Raw genomic sequence first — 25,072 nt, forward strand, 5'->3', positions numbered from 1 at the left:
CGCCAAAAAAAGATTAATGATCTCAAATAACTATTGATAAACCTCTTGACTAATCGTAAGAAAGCCATACAACTAAGGCATATAAAGGAACAAGCAAAACAGTTACACCAAAAAGAAGTGTATTTTGTGCATATAAAATGGCACCACCAATAACGACCATTAGAGTATCAATCATAATCGTTAAAGTCGCACCTGAAATAGCATCTCTTACTTTTGAGGCGTCCATTAGCCTAGAAATAATTTCTCCAACTTTTCTTGTACTAAAAAAGTTCATTGGTAAAGATAAAACATGATGATAGTATCCAAGTACAAGTCCTAAATCTAACTTTTGACTTAAATGAATAAGTAGATAAGATCGAAAAGCATTTAGTAACACTTTAAATGTATATAGTACTATGATTCCGATAGATAAAACATGAAGAGATTTTTCTAAACTCTGTGTCAATATGTCATCTATTAAAAATTGGAAATAAAACGAACCAATAATTCCAAAGATGGTAAATAAAATACTTGCAAAGAATATTTGTAGAAGAATGCCTTTTTGTGGCTTTAATAAACCAATAAACCTCTGAAATAACCCTTTAGTCTGATCTCCTTTTTCAAATGTTGGAGCAGGAACAAGAAGGACTAAAACCCCTGTCCAAATCTGAAAAAATTCTTCTGGGCTCATTTTTTTCAAGCCTTCTGCAGGATGCAGGATCAGCAATAATGACTTGCTCTTTTGTAATCTTATGAATAACAACATAGTGCAACAAACTATTATTGATTACGACATGTGCAATAGCGGGCAAAGGAAATGGACTAAAAAAACTCTCTTTATTTCCCTTCACACCTTTTGCTGTAAACCCTAGTTGCTCTGCTGCTTTAATTAATCCATATAAGTTTGTACCTTGCTTATCTGTTTTCGCTATCTCTCTTAATTTGGAAATAGGAATTTTTAGACCATATTGTTTCGCTATCGTTGCTAAGCAAGCAGGACCACAGTCCTTTATGTCATGTTGCTTTATACAATAGTATTTTTTTTAGACTATCATGCCCGCCACCCCATATAAAGTTGCTCGATAATCTAAGGAAGCATCCAGCATTCGATCTGTTTACTTAAACAGCGGTTGGGTCTTGTTTTTTTATATTGCCAATTTAAGGTTCCTTTTTTTGTTTTAATTTTCTGTGATTTCGATTTTTGTAAACGTTTTCTTTTTCTCGCATCCTGTTTGTAGGTGCGATTTTCGCCTTTTTGTCTTCAACGCTTGGCATTAGGAAGGATCAAGTACTAATCATTTGCTTCTCTACGCCATTTATCATATAGATTTATAAGTTTAACAACAGAATCATCTAAACTATCTATAATTTCCTTCATATCAAGAAAGTCCTCTTCGCTCAAACCTTTAGGTATTTTCTTGTTACTGATTTGGTCGGCAACAACTTTATTTTTGATTTCTTCCCTGCCCATAAGCAACGTATTAAACTCATATTCCTCTAAATATCTCTTTTCCCGCAACTCAGTCTCGTGCATCTTTTCTTTGAGGAGCTGCTTCCTGTACTCTGAAGGCGTTTTTCCAAAGTTTTTCTTAAATGCAATATTAAAAGACTTGACATCAGAAAAACCGTGTGACAAAGCGATATCAGAAATTTTTCTTTTTAAATCCGTTAAGTCATACGTAGCTTCACGAAGTCTAATTCTTGTGAGATATTCGTAATAATTAATACCGAGCTGTTGCTTTACAATTTGAGAAATATAACTTTCATGATATCCTGAAAATGATGAAAGCTCTTCAAGACTAATTTTATTTTTATAGTTTTTTTCAATATACGCAACAATATTGTCTACATCTTCTTTTCTCTTTTTATTTCTAACTAACTCTTTTGAAGACATCATTTTCGGAGGAAAATCTCTGATCAAATTGGCTATTAGCTGATTAAGAAGGCTCTCGAAGTAAATTTTTTCTTCAGGATGTTCACCTTTTATATATTTAACCATTTCGAGCGCTAAATTTCTTAATCGGCTAAAACTCTCATTATTTCTAGTTTTAAAGTTAGATCTACATGAAAACTGAAGTAAATGATAGTCTTTGTAATAAGAGCGAAAATATATCGGATTAATATGAATAACCATAGCTATTGAATTTATCTTTTTCGCAATAGTAGCATGCCCAACATTAGAGTTAACGAGCATAATATCGTCTTCTTGCAGAATATATATATTCCCGTTTACGCTCATTTCAACCTCACCTTGAAGAACGATGATGAACTCTAATGATTCATGCCAGTTGTAATGATAATGCTTAATATAATACACGTACTGCTTTACATCTATATCTTTTTTATCATTCTTCCATTCATAGTATACGATACTCATTAAATCCCCCCGACTTTTTCATATTTGTAAACAGCCCGACAACATTCTTTTACTTTTTTCGACACAAGCCCTATCATCCCCTCTCTCAGAGTGAACTTTTTCACCGTCCTTCTATGGGATAGTAAGTCCTAATCCCCTTTCTTCCACAACCGTATCCAGGATTGGAAATAATCCGCACAAACAATCAAAATACCCGTGGTGCTAGTTAAGTGTTAACGCTCAACTAGCACCACGGGTAAAGACTATTTGCTCTTACTTCACATAATTACAAAGCTTACCCATACCTTCTACTTCGACGACTACAGTATCTCCTCGCTTCATCGCACAACTGCCGGAAGGAGATCCTGTAGCTAAAACATCGCCGGGCTCTAACGTCATAATTCTCGAAACCCAACTTATGAGATAAGGGATCGAAAATAACATCTGATTCGTATTACCTTCTTGCACAACTTTCCCATTTAAAGTCGTAACGATTCGTAAATTAGTTGGATCTATACCCGTTACAATATACGGACCAATAGGACCAAAAGTATCAAATCCTTTACCTCTAGTAAATTGCGGATCCGTTTTTGTAAGATCCCTCGCAGTCACATCATTAAATATCGTACAGCCGAAAATATAATCTAATGCATGTTCTTCTTTTATATTTTTTCCTTGCTTTCCAACAATAAGCGCTACTTCTCCTTCCATCTCCACCTGGTTAGTTAAATCACTTGGCGGAATGATAATATCCCCTTGATCCGGAATCAAGCAAGACGGCGGCTTTAAAAACAAAAATGGTTCTTGGAGACCAACCTTCCCTCCCGTTTCAACAGCATGTTCAGCATATGTCCAGCCGAAATTAATAATCTTTGATGGTACTATCGGTTCTAAAATCTGCACATCACTATATTTTACTTTTTCACCATCGTATTTTAATTCATTGTGGACAATGTCCTTAAAATCACTAGACAGTTGTAAAATTTCATCTCCTTCTAAAACGCCATAGAAAATATTGCCCTCATATCGTTGATACCGAACTATCGTTTGGGTCTTGGTCATTATTCGCATGATTCACAAAACTCCCTCGACTACTTAATAAACCCTACCTGCTTGCTAATGTACTCATATTGCTCTTCTTTTTTTCTATTAAACTCCGCTTTATTTTGTTCGAATACATTGTTACCTTCTGCATCAATTGAAACAATTAAAGGGCCAAATTCCTTCACTTCACATACCCAAAGTGACTCCGGCATTCCTAAGTCTGTCCAATAAACTTCCTTAATTCGTTCAACTTTTGTTGCAGCATAAACTGCATTACCAGCGGGAAAGACGAGATGAAGAGCTTTATAAGTTTTACACCCTTCTTCTGTCCTTTTCCCCATTCCACCTTTTCCGATAATCAGTTTAACGCCAGTTTTTTCTATAAATTGTTTTTCGAATTTTTCCATTCTCATGCTTGTAGTAGGGCCGATAGAAACAATCTCATACTTATTATCCTCAGTTTCTCTCACGATGGGACCCGCATGGAAAATCGCTTTTCCTTTAAGGTCAATCGGTAACGGAATTCCTCCTTCAACCACTCTTCTATGAGCGACATCTCTGCAAGTAACTAACGTTCCGTTTAAGTAAATAATATCTCCTATTCTTATATTCTTTAGATCTTCATCTGTTATTGGAGTAGTTAATATTTTCTTATTCACAACTTTACCCCCTTGTGTGTGTGAATTTCATAGTTCAAATTTCTATCAAAAGTGATTTTGCCTCTTCTATGCGACCAACAACCTGTATTAACTGCTACTCCGATAGTAGAAGGATGTCTTGCTGAGTTCACGACGTTAACTCCCATGACAGACTTCGAACCTTTTAATCCTTGAGGACCAAGACCGATCGCATTTATTCCATCTTCGAGAAGTTTCTCTAATTTAGCAGCGTTTTCATTTTCATTTCGACTACCGACAGGTCTCATAAGTGCCAGCTTTGAATTTAAAGCTGCTGTTTCAACTGATGTACCGATACCTACTCCGACGAGAAGAGGAGGACATGCATTAATTCCGTAGCTTGTCATACGATCAAGCACAAACTTGACAACTCCTTCATATCCCTCACTCGGCATTAGAACCGTTGCCACTCCCGGAAGTGTACACCCCCCGCCTGCCATATAAGTATAAATTTCTGCTTTGTCACTACCTTCTACTACCTCCCAAAAAATGCTCGGTGTACCGCTGCCGATATTCTTTCCAGTATTATATTCATCAAATGTTTCAACCGAATTATGACGTAATGGAGTTTCTTTTGTTGCTTTATAGGTGCTCTCTCTTAAAATACTTTCTAACTGTCCAATTAAAGGAAAGTCTTCGCCGCATTTCACAAAAAACTGTAGTACACCAGTATCTTGACAGGAAGGTCTCTTTAACTTATAAGCTATCTTTTGATTTTCAAACATCGTTTTGTATATGGTTTTAGCAAGCTGGTTGCTTTCCTCTTCACTCAGTTCTCTCAATTTACTTTCCACATCATCTGGAAGCTTATAGCTAACGAGTGAAATAAAATTTGACATCAGTTCAATCATTTTTTCTTTTTGCTGTTTTTTATCCATCAAAATCTCAACCTCACTTTCTAATAAGATAATTTTTAAGTCGATTCAACTTTTAAGTATGAGTTTGAACAATGGTACTTTTGTTTATAAGCTAAAATAAAGCGCTTAACCACCATTTTACCTATAGAAAGGAAAGAAAATCGGTAACAAAATCATCGAAACAATAATTGAAATAATAATTAACGGGGCGCCAGCTTTTACATAATCTTTAAACTTATACCCCCCTAGACCATAGACCATTGTGTTTGCCGGCATTCCAATAGGTGTCGCATAAGCCATGGAACCACCAATTACTGTTGCCATTAAAACGGCCCTTGGATCTGCACCCATAGCACTAGCAATGGAAAGACTTATAGGAACGAGCAATGCAGTTGTCGCCGTATTCGACATAAAGTTTGTCATCATCGCCGAAAGTATTAAAATAACGAACAACAGAACGTAAGGAGATGAAGTGTTTCCTACAGCACCAATAATTGAATCGGCTATGACCGCCCCTGTTCCAGTTACATCTATAGCTTTAGCTAGTGCGAGAGAACCGACAAATAACATGATCGTATCCATATCTATTGACTTCATCGCATTACTTTTAGAAATAATCCGCATCGCTACTAATATTAATGCTCCTATCCACGCTGACACATAAAGCTTTATTCCAATTTGTTTTTCAAATACCATCGCCAAAATAGTTAATACGAGCACAATGAAGGACATATGCTGTTTCCATTTCGGTATGCTTGAATAATCGATTTGCTTATTGTAAATGGAATCTGAATCTAAAAGAGTATCTTCACCCCTTGGTAAAACCTTATGACCAAATAAACTGAAGTACAAAATACCTACAATAAGAATTGGTAAACCTGCTTTGGCATACTCAAAAAAGCCGAATTCTAATCCAATCTCTTGAAGCGCTGACTGAGCAATCATATTTCCAGGCGCACCAATTAAACTTAAGTTCCCTCCCATTGCAGCAGCCAACACAAGAGGTAACAATAATCTGGAACGCGAAAAACCGGATTTCGCTGCAATACCTATGACACACGGTATTAAAACTGCTGCTGTTCCAGTATTAGAAAGAAATCCAGACATTAATCCAGTAACGATCATCACAGCTATAATTAACTGTTTTTCTGTTTTAGCAAATTTAGTAACAACCTCTCCGACTTTTTGTGCCATACCCGTTTCAAAAAAAGCAGCACCAACAATAAACATCGCCATGAAAAGAAGAACATTTCCATCAACGAACCCAGCAAAAGCATCAGCAGGCTCAAGAACCCCGGAAACCGTAAGACCAACTGCAACGATCATTGCCGTGATAGATAAAGGGATTATTTCCCATACAAACATAACAATAGCAAATACTAGAAAAAATAAAGTGATAAACACCTCGCTCATCCAACATCCCCTTTCTCATTCTTTATTTTGAATATAGAAGACCTCTTCTTGATGCATATAGTAATCATTTACAAGCGCTTATTCTATCCAATTTTTTAAATCTTTATTTTCTCGTTTTAATTAGCACTTTTTGATATCGCCAAATAAAAAGTAAGCGCTAACAAAAAATAACCTAAATATTCAAATAATAAAATTAACCTTATAAGGCATAAACGCACAATATCCACAAAATTTCATTATCTTCAACAATATAAAAAAATACTTAGTAAAAACTTTATATTTTTTATTTTTAAAAATTTTTGTCTCATCACCATATTCTGTGATGTTCACACAATTCCGGTAATAAGTTAGCGAGATTGATACTCAATCTAGAGTAGCTCCTTCGTCAGCTTGCAGACCACTAAGTGGGTAGAATGGAAGTGGTCAAGCGCTTTCCTTGACGGCTTCCATTCTAGCCACTACAATGCGGAAAGCTGATGAAGAGCATGGTTAAGCAACCTGATTTGTATAAGTTTTACCTGTACATTCCAAAAATACACGTAGTCGAAATCTTTCAAGGTTTCTGAAGCCAAAAGCACGTCTTTTGATGTTCTTACTCTTATGGTTTGTACCTTCAATCCGGCCATTCGTAAAAGGTGTAAGAAAATATTGTAAAATTTGTGCCTTCCAATTTTCTATCGTCTTGGCAACTTGATGAAATGAAGGAAATGGGCTGCTCCATGCGAGTTGAATCCATTCTTCTAAGAGTGAATCAGCTGTATCATAGTCATTCACTTGGTATATTTCTCTAAAGAGTTCTTTTAGAAAATAGGCATATGACAATTCTGAATGCTCTTTGAGCATCTCGTCTAATTGTTGTTTTTCATTAGCCGTTAACTTTTCAGAACCTTTCAAGAGTTTAAACCGTCCCTTTTTTAGTCCAGGAGTTTTCTTTCTAACTTGGTCAAGTGCATGTGTCACCTTTTGCACCACATGATATTTATCAATGACGATACAGGCCTCTGGGAATATAGATTTAACAGCTTTATGGAAGGGATCCCACATATCCATAACAACGGTATGAACACATTTATTAGACAGAATCTTCTTGGCAAGTAAGATCTGAGTTGAATGATAACTCCGTTGATGTTCCATACCAAGCACACTCCCGGATTGGGTATCCATAAGAACTGTTTCATATCGGTGACCCTTTCGGACAGCGATCTCATCAAGGCTAAGGATTAATTCATTGTTTTCTAAAACACTTTCAAGAGTTTCTAAATGCTCCTTCTCTTTTTCTTTAGCAACGGAATAAAATATTCTTTCAACGGTTGTATAAGGTATTTTTTCCTTTCGACTCACTTCTTGGATAGTAGAGCCAATGCACATTTCGTACAGATATTCTCTGTACCGATTGGTCTGATGCTTATTAGGACTGATAGATTCAAATGTTTGTGAAAATACCTCATTACAGTTGTGACAACGGTATCTATACACTCTGACAAATAAGAAAAGGGGCTTACCTAATACGGACAAGTCACGAACCTTTCTTGTCCGCCAGTCATGGACATGACTAGAAAAAAAACCGCAGTAAGAACAGCGTTCTTCTGTAGTATTTTTCTCGACATGTAACAAATTGCAATCTTCAAGAAACACTTGTTTAACAACTTCAAATTCTGGCAAATCTAGTGATACGGAAAACTTAGAACCTCCTGTTATGTTAAGTGACGCTAACATTATTGCCAGGAATTCGTGAGTGTTTTCCTTATTTTTTAGGTTAAATCACAAAATGTGGTGATGAATCAAATTTTTTATAAAGTTGATGGAGAAAATAAATTGTTGATAGATGAAGGAACTACTATTGTTTCTGAAGTAGACTCTGATAAGATTGAAGTGGAATCAGAAGAAGGTGAAAAGATTCTTATTGATACTAGTATAACAATAGTAGTAATTTGAAAAGCAACCGTGTTTTTGCAGTAAATTATTATTATACTGATGGTGGATCTTACGTAGCAGATGTTAGATATAGAGTGTTTTCTGACAGTAAGGCGACAGCAATTATGGCTGGGCAAAAACCTTACTATAAAGACACAAGAAAAAATAATTCTAATTTTATTAGATTTCAAGGACATGCAGATGGGTTAAGGGGTAAAGAGCTTGATTTGGTTACTTTTGGAGTAGCAAGTTTTGCAGATGATATAATAAAAGCGTTAAAAGCTGGTAATCTATTGAGTTGGCTTTAATTAAAAAAGTTGTTGGAGGTGCCGTTAAAGTAGGTCCATTCGGTGCTGCTTTAACATTATATCAATATGGGAAAGAGTGGTTAGGAGCTAGAGAGGATTATCGAAAAATCTAATTTTTAAGAGGGGCTGTCCGAATAGTGTAAATTACTCCTGAATTAAATTTAAAGGAGCCTAAGAAGATATTTAAAACCCGTGGTGCTAGATAAAATCAGACAAGCATAAAAAAAGCCCTTGCATGAGGATCTCCTTAAAATGAAAGTGCGACCAAACATTTAAAAGGAGAATTCACATGCAAGAGCACTTTCATTTTACAACAGATCGAGCCAAACTTCAAAAACAATATGTATCGATTTTGTGTTTTGTATCAGCTCAACTATCGAGTATCCAGATTCATCTTCAACGTCGAAATCTTCATTTGTTGAAACAGAAGGACGAGGTCATCATCGCCGTCCATGTCCTTGGAAAGTTGTTAGGCTTCACTTCCGAACGGGCTTGGCACCGGTTTGTGATCGGGAATTTGTTTTCCAAGGACTTGTTCCCTGAACGTTCTCGATACAACCGTCGCTGCCGAGCGCTTGGCTTTGCGATCAAGTGGATGCGGCACCAGCTGGCCAAGCGTGGACAACACCATGCGTATGCGGTCGTGGACAGTTTGCCGATCGAGCTGTGTCATTCAGCTCGAATGTATCGCGCCAAACGGTTTCGTGGAATTGCGGATATTGGCTATTGTGCTTCCAAAAGGATCACTTTCTATGGGTTGAAACTTCACCTGCAAGTCACCGACCAAGGGCTTCCGATGGGATATGTTGTCACCGAAGCGTCTTGTCACGACCGGGTGGCCGCTGAAACCGTCATGACGCAAATTCCACATCCATATAACCTAGGTGACAAAGGGTACATCAGCCAAAAACTGCAAAAGAAGCTGTACGAAGAGCATCAAGTCGCTTTTTGGACGCCCGTTCGAAAAAATCAGCGAATTCTCCAATCCGACGCATGGAAACAGTGGATGAAACGAAAACGCAAAGTGATTGAAACCGTGTTTTCGATTTTAGTCGATTCGTATCGGATCACCGAGATTCGAGCGAACTCGGTTTCTGGATTTGAAACGGCACTGGATGGTATTTTACTGGCTTACTCCCTTGTTGTTCTTGGGCTAGTTGAGCGTTAAGACTCAACTAGCACCACGGGTTGAAGAAATATTAATAACACTGAATCTTAATAACTGATCTGGCGTAACTTTGTTAACTATACATACTTCTTCATTTATTAGTTCCGCTAAAACAACTGTATTAGGAGATGACATTTTAAAGTTTACAATGCAATTATCAACCGATGCATCTTCAAAAATCTTATCATGGGAATTTATAATGAATACATCGCCTGTGTGTTCCAAGATATATCGACGTAATGTATCGTATTGACCAATTGTAAGGAAAGTATTTGGAATAATCATTGAGCAATATCCATTTTTTCTTAAAATTTTAAAACTCAGTTCTAAAAAAAGACCAAATGTATTTGCTTGATACTTGCAAAGAGGATATTTTGTTTCAAAATACCGTTTTTCAGATTCACTAAAAGCACCATCAGACGAATATATATATGGTGGATTAGCAATTACAACATCAAAACCAACGAAGTTACCTTCATCATCTAGAACTTCAGGAAATTCCATTCGCCATTCTAAGCCTTTACGGAACAGAGGATTTTGACGCGAATACTCCAAGTCAGCAATTGCTTCTTTAAGTTTCTTCTCAATTTCAGCAAATTCTTTACGTTGTTTTTTTACATCTTCATCCGAAGCAAACAAATTGGTTTGCCCAACTAGTGCTAATTTGCGATTTAATCGTTTTACACGCCGTGATTCAGGTGTTTCAATACTGGATAAGAACCGCTTTTTAATTTCATCGATCTGCTTCATCAAATCTTGTTTCTTCCGTTTGTCATTAGCACCCTTATATTCAGAAACAAGTTGTGTATAATTTTTCAATTCAGAAAACCGTTTATCTAAACTATCGTGAATGCCAAATTTATGAAGCAAGCTATTACCAACCTTGATATTAATATCAATATTAGGCAATGTGATTAATTGCTGTGTATTTGATTCTTCATCATGATAATAGTAAGAGCTTTTAAGTAATTCAATCCACAAACGTAGGCGACAAATATTAACAGAGTTAGGGTTAATATCTACACCAAATAGACAGTTTTCTATTAATTTTCTTTTTTCATGGAAAATTGCTTTTTGAATACGTTCAGATTCTGGATTTCCTTTTCTATAAGTAAAATTATCACCATTCATATCTTGAATGACTAATTCGTCATTCACAACTGTACAACGAATATCATTCATTGATCGCCCTTCAGTATCAATTAAGACTCTAAGTTCGCTTTTAATAGCGATAAGTTCATTCAACACTGAAACAAGAAAATGTCCTGATCCAACCGCAGGATCACAAATTTTAATAGTGTCTATAATTCCACTAATTTCTTTTGCTTCATCTAACGATGTAATTCTAAACTGAACCTCGTAAATATCTTTACAGTTCCAACCTTTGACCTCATTTATCTTATCAACCACAGCTTTTCTAATAATATATCTGCTCATATACATTGTGATGTGACCAGGTGTAAAGTATGAGCCATCCCTATAACCATTAATTTTTTCAAAGATTAATCCCAGCACTGCAGGGTCAAGTCCAAATTATTGTGTAAATTCCCCTTTGATAGACAACATGGACCTGATGACTTGACGTATAGTAGGTAAGTCCGGCAAGTCTCCCTGCCAGTCGCCTTCCGGACAAAACATCATGTTGTCAAGGAACAGGCGTGTCAAGGAGCTTTCGCGGCATATCCTCGCTTCGCTCCGGTATTCCACGTTCTCCTTGACACGGCATAGAGGTTATCCCACTCTCTTGATCGCCGGAGCCTCCTGATTCACCGATCGAGCTTCTTGCTCTTTCGTTTTCCGCCACTGCCAATATTCGGACATATCTAAGTATTTACGTCCCGACATCCATTTCTCATCGATTTCGATCAACACGGCACCAACGAGGCGATACACCGATTCCCGGTTCGGAAAGATGCGGATGACCCGTTCTCTGCGGCGAATTTCTTCGTTCAGCCGTTCCACTCCGTTTGTCGTACGCAGACGCCGACGATAACGGTCCGGATAGTCCAATACGGCGGTGGCGTCTTCGAATCCCTCTTCGAGGATTTGCATGGCTTTTGGGGCTTTTTCTTCCCATTTGGCCAGCACTTGTTCCAATAACAGCCGGGCCGTTTGCTTACATGAAGAATCCCACGAATCTCCTCGAGCAAGGCATCCTGCATATACTTTGGTGCGGCATCGAGGATATTGCGAATAAAATGTGTCTGGCATCGTTGCCATGTAGCGCCTTGGAAATGCTTTTCAATGGCTTGCACCAGCCCGCCGTGCTGATCCGAGATGATCAAGTCCACTCCCCGGAGTCCCCGGTCTTTCAGCCATCCGAAGAACTCGCTCCAGCTGGACTCCGATTCACTGTTTCCGATTTGCAGGCCAAGAATTTCTCGATATCCTTCCTCATTCACTCCTGTAGCGATCAACACGGCTCTGGAGCGTAATCGTCCATCCTCCCGGACTTTCGTATAAATAGCATCTACTAGCACAAACGGATACACGTGTTCATGAAGGGAACGGTAATTCCAGTCTTGGATAATCGGATCCAGTCCCTTGCACAGCGAGGAGACCGTCGACTTGGAAAACGAAGTGCCGCATAATTCCTCCGTGATTTGAGTGATTTTTCGGGTAGACACCCCGTTTACCACCATTTCCATTAGTGCCAGTACCAGTGCTTGTTCGCTCCGTTGATACCGTTAGAACAGTTCCGTAGAGAACTCCCCATCTCTTGTCCGTGGAACGCGCAAGGTCAACCGTCCCACCCGGGTCGTCAGCTGGTGTGGATACGAACCGTTTCGATAGCCTTTTCGTTCTTCCGTTCGTTCATAACGGCGAGCTCCCAGCTGTTCTTCTACTTGCGCCTCGAGGATTTGATTGAGGACTTGTTCCAATAGCTTAGCTAATCCTTCATCTCTGGTGAATAACCCGTGCAAAAGTTCATCATTTAGGGTAATATGATATTGAGCCATGGTTGCATTCCTCCTTATGTTTGGTGTTTTTGGTCCACTGTTTATACTACCAAAGGGGAAGCAACATGGCTCTTTTTCTATTTCCCTTTTTACACAATTATATGGACTTAACTCCCCAAAAGTTTTTTATAAATTCTATCAGGAACTATTTAAAATCATTAGCATTGCATAAATATAGTTAGAATTTTCTGTTAATTAATTTTTGTGAATTTGTGCCAAAAAGACAAAACCTACAGAAAGGTGGCACTGCCCATTTGGTAAATATATACAGCTAAACCAGAGCGACAACGACAAAAGGGAGATTATGGACTGGCTCGCCCATCAAATTTTCGCAACCAAACATAAGCTGGTTTCCACAGAGATCTCTTTAACCAACGAGTAATTCGAAGTAGGGATTTCTTACTTTTCATCTCCAATTGAATGAGAACATGTAAGCAATACGTGATAAGGGCTAAGAAAATTTGATTTTGAATAGCTGTTTCACTCATCCCATAAAAGTGCTTAATTTCCACGTGTTGCTTGAGCCATTTGAAAAAGAGCTCAATAGCCCAGCGAGATCGGTAAATATCACTTATCTCTTCTGGTTTTAAATCAAATCGGTTGGTGATGAAACGAAGTAAGTTCCCTTTTGTGTCCGTAACTTCTAGTAGACGAAAGACATTTTCAGTACGATTTTGTGTGGTACCAATGTAGACCATTTTATCGGATAGAACGTGACAATCATCAGGAAGTGAAAATGTATAGACTTCACGAATGACTGCGTTTTTCTTCAGTCTTGAAACGAAGAAATAGCCATCATCTGTCATCCGATCAAAACGTTCATAGTCCACATAACCGCGGTCAAACACATACATGGCTTCTTGATCATCCACTAGGACTTCGAGTTGATTTCGGTCATGTTCTTTTGCTGTCGTAATCACTGCTTTTTCAGGATAGACGGTGTCTTTATCCATGAAAACGAGCCGTAAGTGTAGCTTTACACCAGCTTTTGTTTTACGGAATTTTGCCCATTTATAATGGGTCAAATTCAACGGGAGTGTACTTGAATCAATGATTTTCAGTGGCATATTCTTTCCGTTTTGATAATGGTGCCGTTGAATTTTCCAAACAAGATCCAAGAACAAATTTGCAAGAATTAGTGGGTGGATCTGATTGTTTTTTCGGGATAGCTGAGAGGCACTTATCGATTCAAATCCGAGTGCTTTTTGAAGATCTTCGTCTACAAGTGCATCACTCATTTCCTCTAAGCTCGTAAATTCGAGCAGTTGGGCTACCAATAAAAGTTTAATATAGGCTTCTGTTGTCAGCTTTTTTGTGTAATAGTCCTGTTTCAATTCTTTGACTTGTTCGCTAAGTTTTTGAATATTTATGGGTGAAACCCATTTACCAAATGATGAAATTAGTGTATTCTTGTCCATAATGGTTATCCTTTACGATTGGATTTGGACAGGAACCACCTGTACTTCCATTGTAAAGGATTTTTTTGTTTCGAAATCAATAAAAAATTGAACATTCTTAGTATTTTGAATCATCAGATTTAATTAGTGCAATGCTAGTGATACTTTATAAAAACTAGATTTAGGTACATTTTTTGACATACAAAATTCTGTATTTTTCGACAAATTCCGCTTCTTTTGTACGAAAAAACCCCCCTTCAATGAATAAATTAATCCATTCAATTGAAGGGGGGGGTGCTTTTGACTTATTTAATAGAATACGGGTATGAGCGGTGGTCGTTTAGAATCACTCGCCCGTATATTTTCCAATTGATTTTAATAGGCCCCTAAAGTGTGAGCAGAGGCATATGATTATTTGAAATGAATTAAGAAATATTTCTTTTTGCCCCGGCGGATCACAGCAAATTGACCTTCGATGATGTCTTTTTCAGACACAATATAATCAAGCTCCTGCACCCGTTCGCCGTTAATGTAAATCGCACCGTTTCCGATGTCTTCTCTTGCCTGCCGTTTCGATGGAGAAATTTTCGCCTGAACCAATAAATCGACTAATCCGATTTCATTTTCGGTCGTTTCATACGAAGGCACATCTTTAAAGCCTTGTTTTATTTCTTCTGCTGTTAAAGCTTTTATATTGCCGCTGAACAGCGCTTCGGAAATTTTGACTGCCTGTTTGAGTGCTTCTTCGCCATGGACAAGCTTTGTCACTTCTTCCGCTAACGCTTTTTGCGCAGACCGTTTTTCAGGAGTATTTTTCACTTCTTCTGCCAATTGTTCAATTTCTTCTTTTGATAAGAAAGTAAAATATTTTAAATATTTGATGACATCCCGGTCATCGGTATTGATCCAAAATTGATAAAATTCGTAAGGCGATGTTTTTTCTTTATCGAGCCAGATGGCTCCTCCTTCCGTTTTGCCGAATTTTGTGCCGTCGGCTTTCGTGACGAGCTGGAGTGTAAGACCGTATGCTTTCGCATTTTCTTCCGTTTTTCGAATTAGTTCAAGTCCTGACGTAATATTTCCCCATTGGTCGCTTCCGCCGATTTGCAAGCGGCAATCATAGGTTTGGTACAGCTTTAAAAAATCGTACGATTGCAAAATCATGTAGCTGAATTCCGTAAAGGAAATGCCCGTTTCAATTCTTGACTGCACGGTTTCTTTCGCCAGCATATAGTTTATGCCAAAGCTTTTGCCGATATCGCGCAAAAATGTGATGACATCCAATGGCCCGATCCAATCGTAGTTGTTGGCCAAAATGGCCGGATTCCCTTCTTTTTCAAAATCCAAAAAGCGGGAAAGCTGTTCCTTAATGCGTTCTGACCACTGCTTCACCGTTTCTTTTTCATTTAATGTTCTTTCCTGTTTTTTTCCGCTTGGATCGCCGATCAAGCCTGTTGCGCCGCCAACAAGAGCAATCGGTTGATGACCTGCCTCTTGAAATCTTTTTAACGTTAAAATCGGCAGCAAATGCCCGATATGAAGGCTGTCTGCCGTCGGGTCAAAACCGCAGTACAGCTTCACCTGTTCCTCTGACAACAATTTATCTAATCCTTCTTCATCCGTTACTTGATTAATGAGTCCGCGATATTTTAAATCTTCTAGCAAAGCATTCATCAAACCCACTCCTTTTCAAATTTTATCCAAATAAAAAACGCCCCTTCATGAAGGGACGTATAATTACGCGGTACCACCCTGCTTAAGAACATTTGCATGTTCTTCACTCATTCTGATAACGGCTAAAAACCGTCCTTTGCTACTTCACTTTCACAAAGAATGCTCATGGAGGTAATTCACAAAGCATTTATGTGCTGATTCGCACCGGCCATCAGCTCTCTGAAACAGGGAAATGCCTGCTACTTTCTCCAATCAACGCTCAAGTATTTTTTTCATTAATAAATATTTTTAGCATAATTGACATCCTTTGTCAACTAAGATTAGAACAGAGGGCGTCAACCGGAGAAAAAAATATGCTATAATAAACTAGATTTTGTAGAGGGATGATGAAAAATGGAGAAATGGTACGAATTTTTTAGGAAGGTAAGCTCCTTTTATCACAAGCACCAGCAAAAAATGGTCATTGCCTATAACGTAACATGGAACTTATTTCTTTTACTATTAGTTATCGGTTTAATAGGCTTCTCCTTTATCGGAGGATTAGGAGCTGGTTATTTTGCATCGCTTGTAAAAGATGAGCCGATCCGTTCCGAAAAAGAATTGGAAAAAGACATTTACGATTATTCTGAAACAACGAAAGTGTACTTTGCAGACAATGTCTATTTAGGGAAAATTCGCACAGATCTTGAACGTGAAAAAATCAAAATTGATCAAATTTCCGAGCATTTAAAACATGCAATTGTTGCAGTTGAGGACGAATATTTTTACGAGCATAAAGGGATTGTCCCAAAGGCGATCATGCGGGCGATTTTCCAGGAGTTCTCAAACTCTTCTGTCAGAACCGGCGGAAGCACCCTCACACAGCAATTAATTAAAAACCAAATATTGACCAACGAAGTGTCATTTGAAAGAAAAGCAAAAGAAATCCTGCTAGCATTGAGATTAGAAAAATATTTTACGAAAGATCAAATATTAGAAGCCTATTTAAATGTATCATCATTTGGACGAAACAGCTCCGGAAGAAACATTGCAGGCGTGCAGGCTGCAGCGCAGGGGATTTTTGGCATAGATGCGAAAGACTTATCGATACCGCAGGCAGCTTTTATCGCTGGTCTCCCTCAAAATCCTTTTGCTTATACACCGTTCACAAAGGACGGAGAAGTAAAAGAAGATTTACAGCCTGGTATAAACCGAATGAAAACCGTCCTAAGAAAAATGTTTGCAGAAGGATATATTACAAAAAAAGAATATGAAGAAGCACTTAAGTTTGATTTAAAGGCTCATTTAGCCAAAAAGAAAAAACCTGATATTGAGCAATATCCTTGGATTATATACGAAGTTGAAAAAAGAGTGAAGGATATACTGGCTGAGCAGCTGGCGAAAAAAGACGGTCACAAGCTGGAGGATCTCCGAAAAAATAATAAAGAGCTGTTTAATCGATACATGGCGCTGGCCGATCAAGACATGAGACAAAACGGCTACAACATTCATACGACCATTAACAAGAAAATTTATGACAAAATGCAAGAGGTTGTCAAAAACTACGAGTATTACGGAAGTCCAAAGCTTGAAAAGAAAAAAGATCCTGAAACAGGCAAGACCGTAACCATCGAGGAACCAGTTGAAGTCGGCGCTGTTTTAATCGAAAACAAAACTGGAAAAATTATCTCCTTTGTTGGCGGCCGTGATCATAACAGGGAGCAGACAAACCATGCTACAAGAGCATTAAGACCAAACGGTTCAACAATGAAACCGCTCGCTGTCTATGCACCCGCGATGGAAATGGGCATCGTCCAGCCGGGAACTGTTGTGGCAGATCTTCCATTTTCAATCGGGAAATATCAGCCGAAAAACTATGGAGGCGGCTATCACGGATTAACAAGTATTCGAACAGCATTGAAACATTCATATAACATTCCGGCGGTAAAAACCTATGCAAAAATTATTTCGCAAAATCCGGTATCCTATTTAGAAAAAATGGGATTTAGTTCACTTGCTCAAGAAGATTACAGTTCATTCTCCCTCGCTCTTGGGGCAATGACTTACGGAGTAACCGTGGAGGAAAACGTAAACGCCTTTTCAACATTTGCCAATAACGGTGAATTTGTCGACGCCTACATGATTGAAAAAATTGAAACACAAGACGGAAAAGTTATATATCAACATAACAGCAAGAAAGAGAAGGTCTTTTCCCCTCAAACAGCCTATTTAATGATTGATATGATGCGGGATGTCATTCAAAGCGGAACGGCTTCCTCTTTAAAAAGGTATCTATCATTTCAATCTGATTGGGCTGGAAAAACAGGAACTGGGCAGGATTATCGGGATGCATGGTTTGTTGCTGTAAATCCTAATGTATCCTTCGGCACATGGATCGGTTATGACACGCCGAAAAGGCTGGAAACGACCTACAAAGGTTTGACCTACAGTAATAGAAATATATTGCTTTGGGCAAAATTAATGAACGCCGCATACAGCGTCAAACCTGACTTAATAGATCCTAACACTTCCTTTAAAATGCCTAAAGGAATTGTTTCAAGATCGTATTGCGCCCTCTCTGGGGATCTGCCTTCTGAATTATGTAAGAAAGCTGGACTCGTTCAAACTGACTTGTATAACGCTAAATTTCTGCCGAATAAAGTGGATAAAAGCTTGGCGTACGGCAAATTTGTTTTAGTAGACAACGTAGCCTATCAAGTGCCGGCAAATGCACCGGCTGAATTCGTCCAGGAAGGGCCTCTGCTGAAAAAAGAAGTATTGAATAATCTTGGGATTTCAGACGTGTCCCAATTGACTAAACTTCTGCCTAGCGGAGTTAATTTAGAGGCTTTGACGTTGACCGGCAATAGGGTTCTTCAGGATAATGGCAAAGCTCCTTCTAAAGTGCCCGCTGTAAAGCTTAGCGGAACAACATTATCCTGGAGCAAAAGCGGTGAATATGATGTTATCGGGTACAGAGTTTATGCAGCTCCCTCTAATTCAAATAGTTTCAAAAAAATTGCCAGCATACCTGCAAAAAATAACTTAAGCATCTCAGTCGGAAAATCTCCTGCCTCCTATTACGTCGTTGCAGTTGATGTGGCAGGAAAAGCGTCTCCTCCTTCAGCCATTGTAAAAACGGCGCAATCTGGAAAAACAGAGCCGCAGCAAAAACCGAAGCAGACGGCAAATGCAAGACAATAGGCGAATGGAAAAGATGCATTAAACGATCAATAAAGTAGACGAAACAGAAAAAACAGCCCAGCAAAACTTGCTTTCACCCAATAAATATTTAAAAAGGACCGCACGTGGTCCTTTTTATCTTTTACTGGCTAGTGTGACGGCAGCTTTTTTAAGAAAACATAGCTTACTTTATTGTATCGCATTTTTTCTTCATAGAAGCGGTGTGCGTCAACGCGCTGCAAGCCGGAAGATAAAGAAACAATATTATAGCCATTTTCTACAGCATATTGATGAACATACGTTAAAAGCTTTTCACCGTATCCTTTTGATCGTTCTTCAGGCAATGTCACTAAATCACAAACCCAAATGAAACGCCCGTAGTATAAAGTGATCATTGGCATAAATCCGATGATGGCAACCATTTTATTATGATCGTAAAGAGCAACTAATTGATATCCTTCCTTTTGTTTAGCTTCAAGCACCAATTCAAGAAATGATTGTTCATCAAGATGAGTCCGCAAATGTTTCATCACTGAAAATCCTTCTAAAATTTCCTCTTTCGTTCGCAATTCTTTCAATAAAAGGGATGATTCCATAAGCTTCTCTCCTATTTCCATTTTTAGCGTTTATTTTATCAATCTATTATTAATGCCTGAACCGCCAATAACAAAGCCGCAAGCCTATTTACTAGACTTACGGCTTCTATTATTTTTAATCTTCCAACGTCGACAAGTCACCTGTTGGCAAGTTAAGCTCCCATGCTTTCAACACGCGGCGCATAATTTTTCCGCTTCGAGTTTTCGGCAGTTTTTCGCAAAATTCTATTTCCCGTGGCGCTGCATGTGCTGCCAGCCCTTTTTTAACAAACTGGCGAATATCCTCTTTCAAATCTTCTGATGCTTCATAGCCGCTGCGCAATGCAACGAACGCTTTAATAATTTCTCCTCGAACAGGGTCCGGCTTGCCGATAACTCCAGCTTCCGCTACAGCAGGATGTTCAACAAGCTTGCTTTCTACTTCGAACGGTCCGACCCGTTCGCCGGAAGTCATAATGACGTCATCAACCCGTCCCTGGAACCAAAAATATCCATCTTCATCCATATAAGCGGAGTCTCCAGATACATACCAGTCACCGATAAAATAAGATTCATATTTTTCAGGATTATTCCAAATTGCTTGCATCATGGAAGGCCAGCCTTTTTTAATTGCTAGATTCCCCATTCGGTTTGGAGGCAATTCATTTCCATGATCGTCAATAATTGCTGCTTTTACGCCGGGGATCGGCTTGCCCATTGATCCAGGCCGGATATCCATACACGGATAGTTGCAAATAAGATGCCCGCCTGTTTCCGTCATCCACCAAGTATCATGAATGCGCTTATTAAATACTTTCATTCCCCAGCGAATAACTTCAGGATTTAAAGGTTCTCCGACACTTAAAATATGGCGCAGAGAGCTTAAATTATATTTTTTCACCAATTCGTCTCCTGCACTCATCAGCATCCGAAACGCTGTTGGAGCGCTGTACCAGACAGTGACACCGTATTTTTCGATTGTTTCATACCAATAATCAGGGCTGAATCTGCCTCCAACAATAACATTTGTAACACCTAGGAGCCACGGACCAAAAATACCATAAACTGTTCCGGTTACCCATCCAGGGTCTGCCGTACACCAATAAATATCTTCTTCCTTCAAGTCAAGAACCCATTTTGCTGTTTGATAATGCTGAATCATCGCATTATGGACATGGAGAACGCCTTTCGGTTTTCCTGTTGATCCGGAAGTATAATGCAAAAGAAGTCCGTCTCTCCGATCCACCCATTCAATTTCCAAATCTTTGCTTGCATTTTCAAAATGAGCAAAGAAATCGATTATTTTTCCTTCTTCTTTTACATCTTCTCCTACAACCACCACATGTTTGAGCGCAGGCAATTCATCAATTGGAACTCTTGGCAGCAGCTCTTTTGTTGTTACAATCACTTTTGCTTCACTATCTTCCAAACGATCCTTTACCGCGCTCTCCATAAACGCTTCAAATAAAGGACCTACAATAGCTCCCAGTTTAATTGCGCCCAAAATGACAAAATAAAGCTCTGGACTTCTAGGCATAAATACGAAAACCCGATCACCTTTTTGAAGGTCGGTATGCTGTTTTAAAACATTCGCAGCTTTATTGGAGAGCTCTTTCATCTCTTCAAACGTATACTTTTCGTCACGATTCGCATCGCGATAATAAAGTGCGACTTTATTTTTTTTGGCCCCATCTGCATGACGGTCAATCGCCTCATAAGCCGCATTGATTTTCCCAGTTTTACTCCATGAAAAATTCTCCTCTACTTCTTTCCAGTCAAAGCTCGCATATGCTTCCTCATAGTTTGCTAAGTTGTGGTTTCCTTTTATTGCTGGTAGCGCTTCCACTTTCATCGAAGTACCCCCCTAAAAATTAGTATATTTGTTTATCATTATATAACTTTTTATTCCATTTCGCAATTTTGTAAAAATTTTTTACAAAACAAATCCGATTATGTTCGACAATTCCTGTATAATATGAATAGGTTATTAGATTGGTAGGCGGTGTAATGAATGGAACATAAAAAAACATATCATGCCAAAGAAATTGAAACTCCAAATGGAACGGTGATTGTCGAAGGGCCAATTCCCCCAGATAAACTGGCAGGCTATAAATTTCATGAGGATTTAACAGCTTTCCGTCCTGCACCAAGGCAGCACAAAGCGCTTGTAGAAATTGCCAAGCTTCCTGAAGGACGGATTATTATTGCCAGAAAAGACGAAACAATCATCGGGTATGTTACATTTTTATACCCTGATCCTCTAGAACGATGGTCTGAAGGAAAGATGGAAAATTTAATTGAGCTAGGAGCCATTGAAGTGATTCCAGAATTTCGCGGATGTGAAATTGGAAAAAATTTATTGATTGTTTCGATGATGGATGATGCAATGGAAGATTACATCATTATTACAACGGAATATTATTGGCATTGGGATTTAAAGGGAACTGGCTTAAATGTTTGGGAGTATAGAAAAATGATGGAAAAAATGATGAATGCAGGCGGTCTTGAGTGGTATGCAACAGATGATCCAGAAATTTGCTCTCATCCTGCAAACTGTCTAATGGTTCGTATTGGAAAAAGGGTAGATAACGAATCGATTCAGAAATTCGACCAATTAAGGTTTACAAACAGATTTTTGTATTAATCGCCATGCTATTCTTGGAAAGGGGATGGATAACATGATTATTGAAAAAATCATGCAAAAAAACGTACTCACGCTTTCTCCGGATCACTCGATCCAAGATGCTTTAAACTTAATTAAAAAAGCTAGAATCAAGCATATTCCGATCATCAGCGAAGAGAATACCCTTATTGGCATTATATCAGACAGAGATATTCGCGATGCTGCTCCCTCTATATTAAGTAAAAATGAAAAATTGGATGCGCTTTTAAACAAGCCAGTTAAAAACATTATGAAAACCGATGTCATAACCGGACACCCTCTTGATTTTGTTGAAGATGCTGCTACGATTTTTTATGAGCATAAAATCAGCTGCCTCCCCATTACTACAAATGGCAAGCTTGTCGGAATTATTACCAAAACAGATGTTTTGAATACGTTTGTAAAGTTGACTGGAGCCCATCAGCCCAGCTCCCGAATTGAAGTAAGAGTTCCCAATATAACCGGAATGCTTTCAGAAGTCGCAACAGTATTTCATAAAGGAAAAGTAAACATTTCCAGCGTTTTTGTGTATCCGGAAGAAAACGAAAAATTCAAAACACTAGTTTTTCGGGTGCAGACGATGAATCCAATGGGGCTTATTACTGAGCTTGAGAAAAAAGGTTATACCGTTGTATGGCCTCATATGATGGGGGAATAACATGAAAGACAGCGTGTTTATTTATTCCCCTTTATTTTTAAATTATAAATTTAGTAATAAGCACCCATTCAACCAGCTGCGAGTAGAATTAACAGTTGATTTGCTAAAAAAATTGAAAGCGCTTGAAGATGATGAAATAGTTGAACCAAGATTTGCAACAGATGAGGAGCTGGAGCTTATTCATGATGCCGGCTATATTCGTGCAGTAAAACAGGCAGGGGAAGGAAAGCTGTCTGAGCATGAAGCTTTAAACTACGGACTTGGTACGGAAGATACACCTATTTTTCAAAACATGCATCAGGCCAGTTCTCTTATTGTTGGCGCGACATTAACAGCAGTTGATCATGTCATGATGGAAAAATCGAAGCATGCTTTAAATTTAGGCGGAGGTCTTCATCACGGCTTCAGGGGGAAAGCGTCTGGATTTTGTATATATAATGACAGCGCAGTGGCGATTAAATATATTATCGAAAAATATGGGGCAAGGGTGCTGTACATTGACACGGATGCGCATCACGGAGATGGTGTTCAATGGTCGTTTTATGATGAGCCAAACGTTTGCACACTATCTATTCATGAAACTGGGCGATATTTATTTCCTGGGACAGGAACAGTTCATGAGCGGGGACAAGGTTCTGGATACGGTTTTGCCTTTAATATTCCGTTAGATGCATTTACCGAAGATGAATCATGGCTAAAAGTTTACAAAGAGGCCGTTACAGAAGTTGCAGAGTACTTTAAGCCTGATGTCATCGTCACTCAAAACGGAGCTGATGCCCACTATTTTGATCCACTAACTCATCTTCACGCCAGCATCAATATTTACCGGGAAATTCCGAAACTTGCACATGAAATTGCCCATAGCTACTGCGATGGAAAATGGATAGCTGTCGGCGGAGGAGGCTACGATATTTGGCGGGTTGTTCCAAGAGCTTGGTCGCTCATTTGGCTGGAGATGAAAAATTTAAGCTGCAAAGCACAAGGGGCTCTTCCGAAAGAATGGCTGGAAAAATGGCAGGAGAAATCTCCCGTTGAATTAATCCCAACATGGGAAGATCCCGATCCGTTATATCAACCGATTCCAAGGAAAAAAGAAATTGAAGAAAAAAACAATCACACTCTTGAATTGGCTCTGCAATTCATCCGGCAGCAAAGGGAATATAATGCAAAAAAAAATGTTAACGGCCAAACTTTTTAAAAAAGCTTGGCCGTTTTTTCTTCAGCTTAAAAAGATTATGATTTTGTCGATTGCCGAATTTCAATACGATGCGGGAGTTCAACAATATGATTATCTACTTCCTCTTTGTTCATCAATTTTGTTAACAGGCGCATCGCAACCGCACCGATATCGTAAGACGGTTGGACAACGGTTGTTAATCGCGGACGAACCATAGTCGCCAAACGAGTATTGTCAAAGCCGATGACATCAAAATCTTTCGGAATTTCATAGCCTTTATCTTGAGCGGCATGAATCACGCCCAATGCCATTTCGTCCGTTCCAACAAAGATTGCAGTCGGTTTTGGCGACAGCTCCAACACTTTGTCAAATGCTTCAATCCCGGATTCGTAGGAATAATCTCCTTCTACTACAAATTGTTCATCGTATTTGATCCCTGCCTCTTCAAGTGCACGTATGTATCCTTTAAGTTTTTTCACTTTATTCACAGGCTCTTCCATCGGCCCGGATACATAGGCAATATGTTTGTGTCCTTTATCGATTAAAAACTTAACCGCATCATAGGCTGCCTGTTCATAATTGATATTAACAGAAGGCAGTTCATTGTTTTCATCAAAAGTTGATGCAAGCACAATAGGAACCGGTGAACGTTTAAATTCTTCCACATGCTCCTCTGTAATATTGCCGCTCATAAATACAATTCCATCCACTTGTTTCCCTAAAAGGGTGTTAAGCAAATGCAATTCTTTTTCTTTATTTTGGTCAGAATTGCTTAAAATAATATTATATTTATACATCGTTGCGATGTCTTCAATCCCGCGAGCCAATTCTGAATAAAATGTGCTTGATACATCCGGTATAACAACACCTACAGTCGTCGTCTTTTTGCTAGCCAGCCCTCTTGCGACCGCATTTGGCCGATAGCCGAGACGCTCAATCGCTTCCAATACTTTCTTTCTAGTTGTCGGCTTTACATTCGGGTTGCCGTTTACAACTCGTGAAACTGTCGCCATTGAAACGTTCGCTTCACGTGCAACATCATATATCGTCACATTATTCATGATCAACACTCCTCATCTAAATGATCTATA

At 38.7% G+C, this 25,072-nt stretch carries 21 protein-coding genes, 1 pseudogene and 1 other annotated feature; of the genes and pseudogenes, 7 read left to right on the forward strand and 15 right to left on the reverse strand.

Features of this window, described 5'->3' with window-relative positions; genetic code table 11:
• Nucleotides 1–49: 49 nt before the first annotated feature.
• From NSQ71_RS14150 to NSQ71_RS14185, 8 genes are all read right to left on the reverse strand, one after another.
• Nucleotides 50–670 carry an ABC transporter transmembrane domain-containing protein gene (locus NSQ71_RS14150; protein WP_340734127.1) on the reverse strand — a complete coding sequence of 207 codons (621 nt, stop codon included), beginning with the start codon at nucleotides 668–670 and terminating at the stop codon, nucleotides 50–52.
• Nucleotides 600–1,007: a cysteine peptidase family C39 domain-containing protein gene (locus tag NSQ71_RS14155; RefSeq protein ID WP_340734434.1), complete on the reverse strand. Its 408-nt coding sequence runs from the start codon at nucleotides 1,005–1,007 to the stop codon at nucleotides 600–602. Before NSQ71_RS14155 ends, NSQ71_RS14150 begins: the two co-directional genes overlap by 71 nt.
• A 263-nt stretch (nucleotides 1,008–1,270) precedes the next feature.
• Nucleotides 1,271–2,356 (reverse strand): AraC family transcriptional regulator, encoded by a 1,086-nt coding sequence (locus NSQ71_RS14160; protein ID WP_340734128.1) that lies wholly within the window; start codon nucleotides 2,354–2,356, stop codon nucleotides 1,271–1,273.
• Between the two features lie 252 nt (nucleotides 2,357–2,608).
• Nucleotides 2,609–3,406: a fumarylacetoacetate hydrolase family protein gene (locus NSQ71_RS14165; protein ID WP_340734129.1), complete on the reverse strand. Its 798-nt coding sequence runs from the start codon at nucleotides 3,404–3,406 to the stop codon at nucleotides 2,609–2,611.
• 20 nt (nucleotides 3,407–3,426) lie between these two features.
• Nucleotides 3,427–4,038 carry a L(+)-tartrate dehydratase subunit beta gene (gene ttdB / locus NSQ71_RS14170; RefSeq protein WP_340734130.1) on the reverse strand — a complete coding sequence of 204 codons (612 nt, stop codon included), beginning with the start codon at nucleotides 4,036–4,038 and terminating at the stop codon, nucleotides 3,427–3,429.
• Nucleotides 4,035–4,934: a L(+)-tartrate dehydratase subunit alpha gene (gene ttdA / locus NSQ71_RS14175; RefSeq protein WP_340734131.1), complete on the reverse strand. Its 900-nt coding sequence runs from the start codon at nucleotides 4,932–4,934 to the stop codon at nucleotides 4,035–4,037. The genes ttdB and ttdA overlap by 4 nt, the downstream gene beginning before the upstream one ends.
• Nucleotides 4,935–5,051: 117 nt before the next feature.
• Complete coding sequence (locus NSQ71_RS14180; RefSeq protein ID WP_340734132.1) at nucleotides 5,052–6,326, reverse strand: SLC13 family permease; 1,275 nt, start codon at nucleotides 6,324–6,326, stop codon at nucleotides 5,052–5,054.
• Between the two features lie 489 nt (nucleotides 6,327–6,815).
• Nucleotides 6,816–8,042, reverse strand: coding sequence for an ISL3 family transposase (locus NSQ71_RS14185; RefSeq protein ID WP_340734133.1), 1,227 nt, complete (start codon nucleotides 8,040–8,042; stop codon nucleotides 6,816–6,818).
• Between the two features lie 60 nt (nucleotides 8,043–8,102).
• Here NSQ71_RS14185 and NSQ71_RS14190 point away from each other — a divergent pair, with 60 nt between their 5' ends.
• From NSQ71_RS14190 to NSQ71_RS14200, 3 genes are all read left to right on the forward strand, one after another.
• Nucleotides 8,103–8,261 carry a hypothetical protein gene (locus NSQ71_RS14190; RefSeq protein ID WP_340734134.1) on the forward strand — a complete coding sequence of 53 codons (159 nt, stop codon included), beginning with the start codon at nucleotides 8,103–8,105 and terminating at the stop codon, nucleotides 8,259–8,261.
• Nucleotides 8,262–8,365: 104 nt separating this feature from the next.
• Entirely contained in the window at nucleotides 8,366–8,548 is a 183-nt protein-coding gene (locus NSQ71_RS14195; protein WP_340734135.1) for a hypothetical protein, read from the forward strand.
• A gap of 289 nt (nucleotides 8,549–8,837) precedes the next feature.
• Nucleotides 8,838–9,716 carry an IS982-like element ISGth1 family transposase gene (locus NSQ71_RS14200; RefSeq protein WP_094246354.1) on the forward strand — a complete coding sequence of 293 codons (879 nt, stop codon included), beginning with the start codon at nucleotides 8,838–8,840 and terminating at the stop codon, nucleotides 9,714–9,716.
• A 3-nt stretch (nucleotides 9,717–9,719) separates the two neighbouring features.
• Here the strand turns inward: NSQ71_RS14200 and NSQ71_RS14205 are convergent, their stop codons facing one another.
• The 4 genes and pseudogenes from NSQ71_RS14205 to tyrS form a co-directional block, all read right to left on the reverse strand.
• Complete coding sequence (locus NSQ71_RS14205; RefSeq protein WP_340734136.1) at nucleotides 9,720–11,231, reverse strand: Eco57I restriction-modification methylase domain-containing protein; 1,512 nt, start codon at nucleotides 11,229–11,231, stop codon at nucleotides 9,720–9,722.
• A gap of 216 nt (nucleotides 11,232–11,447) precedes the next feature.
• Nucleotides 11,448–12,676, reverse strand: a pseudogene (locus NSQ71_RS14210) (IS256 family transposase).
• 302 nt (nucleotides 12,677–12,978) lie between these two features.
• Nucleotides 12,979–14,094 carry an IS4 family transposase gene (locus NSQ71_RS14215; RefSeq protein ID WP_340734137.1) on the reverse strand — a complete coding sequence of 372 codons (1,116 nt, stop codon included), beginning with the start codon at nucleotides 14,092–14,094 and terminating at the stop codon, nucleotides 12,979–12,981.
• A gap of 390 nt (nucleotides 14,095–14,484) precedes the next feature.
• Nucleotides 14,485–15,747 carry a tyrosine--tRNA ligase gene (tyrS, locus tag NSQ71_RS14220; protein WP_339193230.1) on the reverse strand — a complete coding sequence of 421 codons (1,263 nt, stop codon included), beginning with the start codon at nucleotides 15,745–15,747 and terminating at the stop codon, nucleotides 14,485–14,487.
• Nucleotides 15,748–15,795: 48 nt separating this feature from the next.
• Nucleotides 15,796–16,012: a binding site (T-box leader), on the reverse strand.
• Between the two features lie 128 nt (nucleotides 16,013–16,140).
• Between tyrS and NSQ71_RS14225 the strand changes: the two genes are divergently transcribed.
• Nucleotides 16,141–18,930, forward strand: a complete 2,790-nt coding sequence (locus tag NSQ71_RS14225) for a transglycosylase domain-containing protein (protein ID WP_340734138.1) — start codon at nucleotides 16,141–16,143, stop codon at nucleotides 18,928–18,930.
• 128 nt (nucleotides 18,931–19,058) lie between these two features.
• On the opposite strand, the gene NSQ71_RS14230 is transcribed toward NSQ71_RS14225, so the two are convergent.
• Both NSQ71_RS14230 and acsA read right to left on the reverse strand, forming a co-directional pair.
• Nucleotides 19,059–19,505 carry a GNAT family N-acetyltransferase gene (locus NSQ71_RS14230; protein WP_063387342.1) on the reverse strand — a complete coding sequence of 149 codons (447 nt, stop codon included), beginning with the start codon at nucleotides 19,503–19,505 and terminating at the stop codon, nucleotides 19,059–19,061.
• A 115-nt stretch (nucleotides 19,506–19,620) separates the two neighbouring features.
• On the reverse strand, nucleotides 19,621–21,336 hold the full coding sequence (acsA, locus tag NSQ71_RS14235) for an acetate--CoA ligase (protein ID WP_063387341.1): 1,716 nt from the start codon (nucleotides 21,334–21,336) through the stop codon (nucleotides 19,621–19,623).
• Between the two features lie 159 nt (nucleotides 21,337–21,495).
• Between acsA and NSQ71_RS14240 the strand changes: the two genes are divergently transcribed.
• From NSQ71_RS14240 to NSQ71_RS14250, 3 genes are read left to right on the forward strand one after another with little or no spacing between them, the layout of a single operon-like run.
• Nucleotides 21,496–22,128 carry a GNAT family N-acetyltransferase gene (locus tag NSQ71_RS14240; protein ID WP_066248879.1) on the forward strand — a complete coding sequence of 211 codons (633 nt, stop codon included), beginning with the start codon at nucleotides 21,496–21,498 and terminating at the stop codon, nucleotides 22,126–22,128.
• A gap of 34 nt (nucleotides 22,129–22,162) precedes the next feature.
• Nucleotides 22,163–22,804, forward strand: coding sequence for an acetoin utilization AcuB family protein (locus NSQ71_RS14245; RefSeq protein WP_063387339.1), 642 nt, complete (start codon nucleotides 22,163–22,165; stop codon nucleotides 22,802–22,804).
• A gap of 1 nt (nucleotide 22,805) precedes the next feature.
• A complete protein-coding gene (locus tag NSQ71_RS14250) occupies nucleotides 22,806–24,002 on the forward strand; it encodes an acetoin utilization protein AcuC (RefSeq protein WP_063387338.1) in 1,197 nt (398 codons plus the stop codon).
• 35 nt (nucleotides 24,003–24,037) lie between these two features.
• Here the strand turns inward: NSQ71_RS14250 and ccpA are convergent, their stop codons facing one another.
• Complete coding sequence (ccpA, locus tag NSQ71_RS14255) at nucleotides 24,038–25,042, reverse strand: catabolite control protein A (RefSeq protein ID WP_066248881.1); 1,005 nt, start codon at nucleotides 25,040–25,042, stop codon at nucleotides 24,038–24,040.
• Between the last annotated feature and the right edge of the window lie 30 nt (nucleotides 25,043–25,072).

It is taken from the genome of Aeribacillus sp. FSL M8-0235, from assembly GCF_038000355.1.
In the GTDB taxonomy this organism is placed as follows: domain Bacteria; phylum Bacillota; class Bacilli; order Bacillales; family Aeribacillaceae; genus Aeribacillus; species Aeribacillus composti.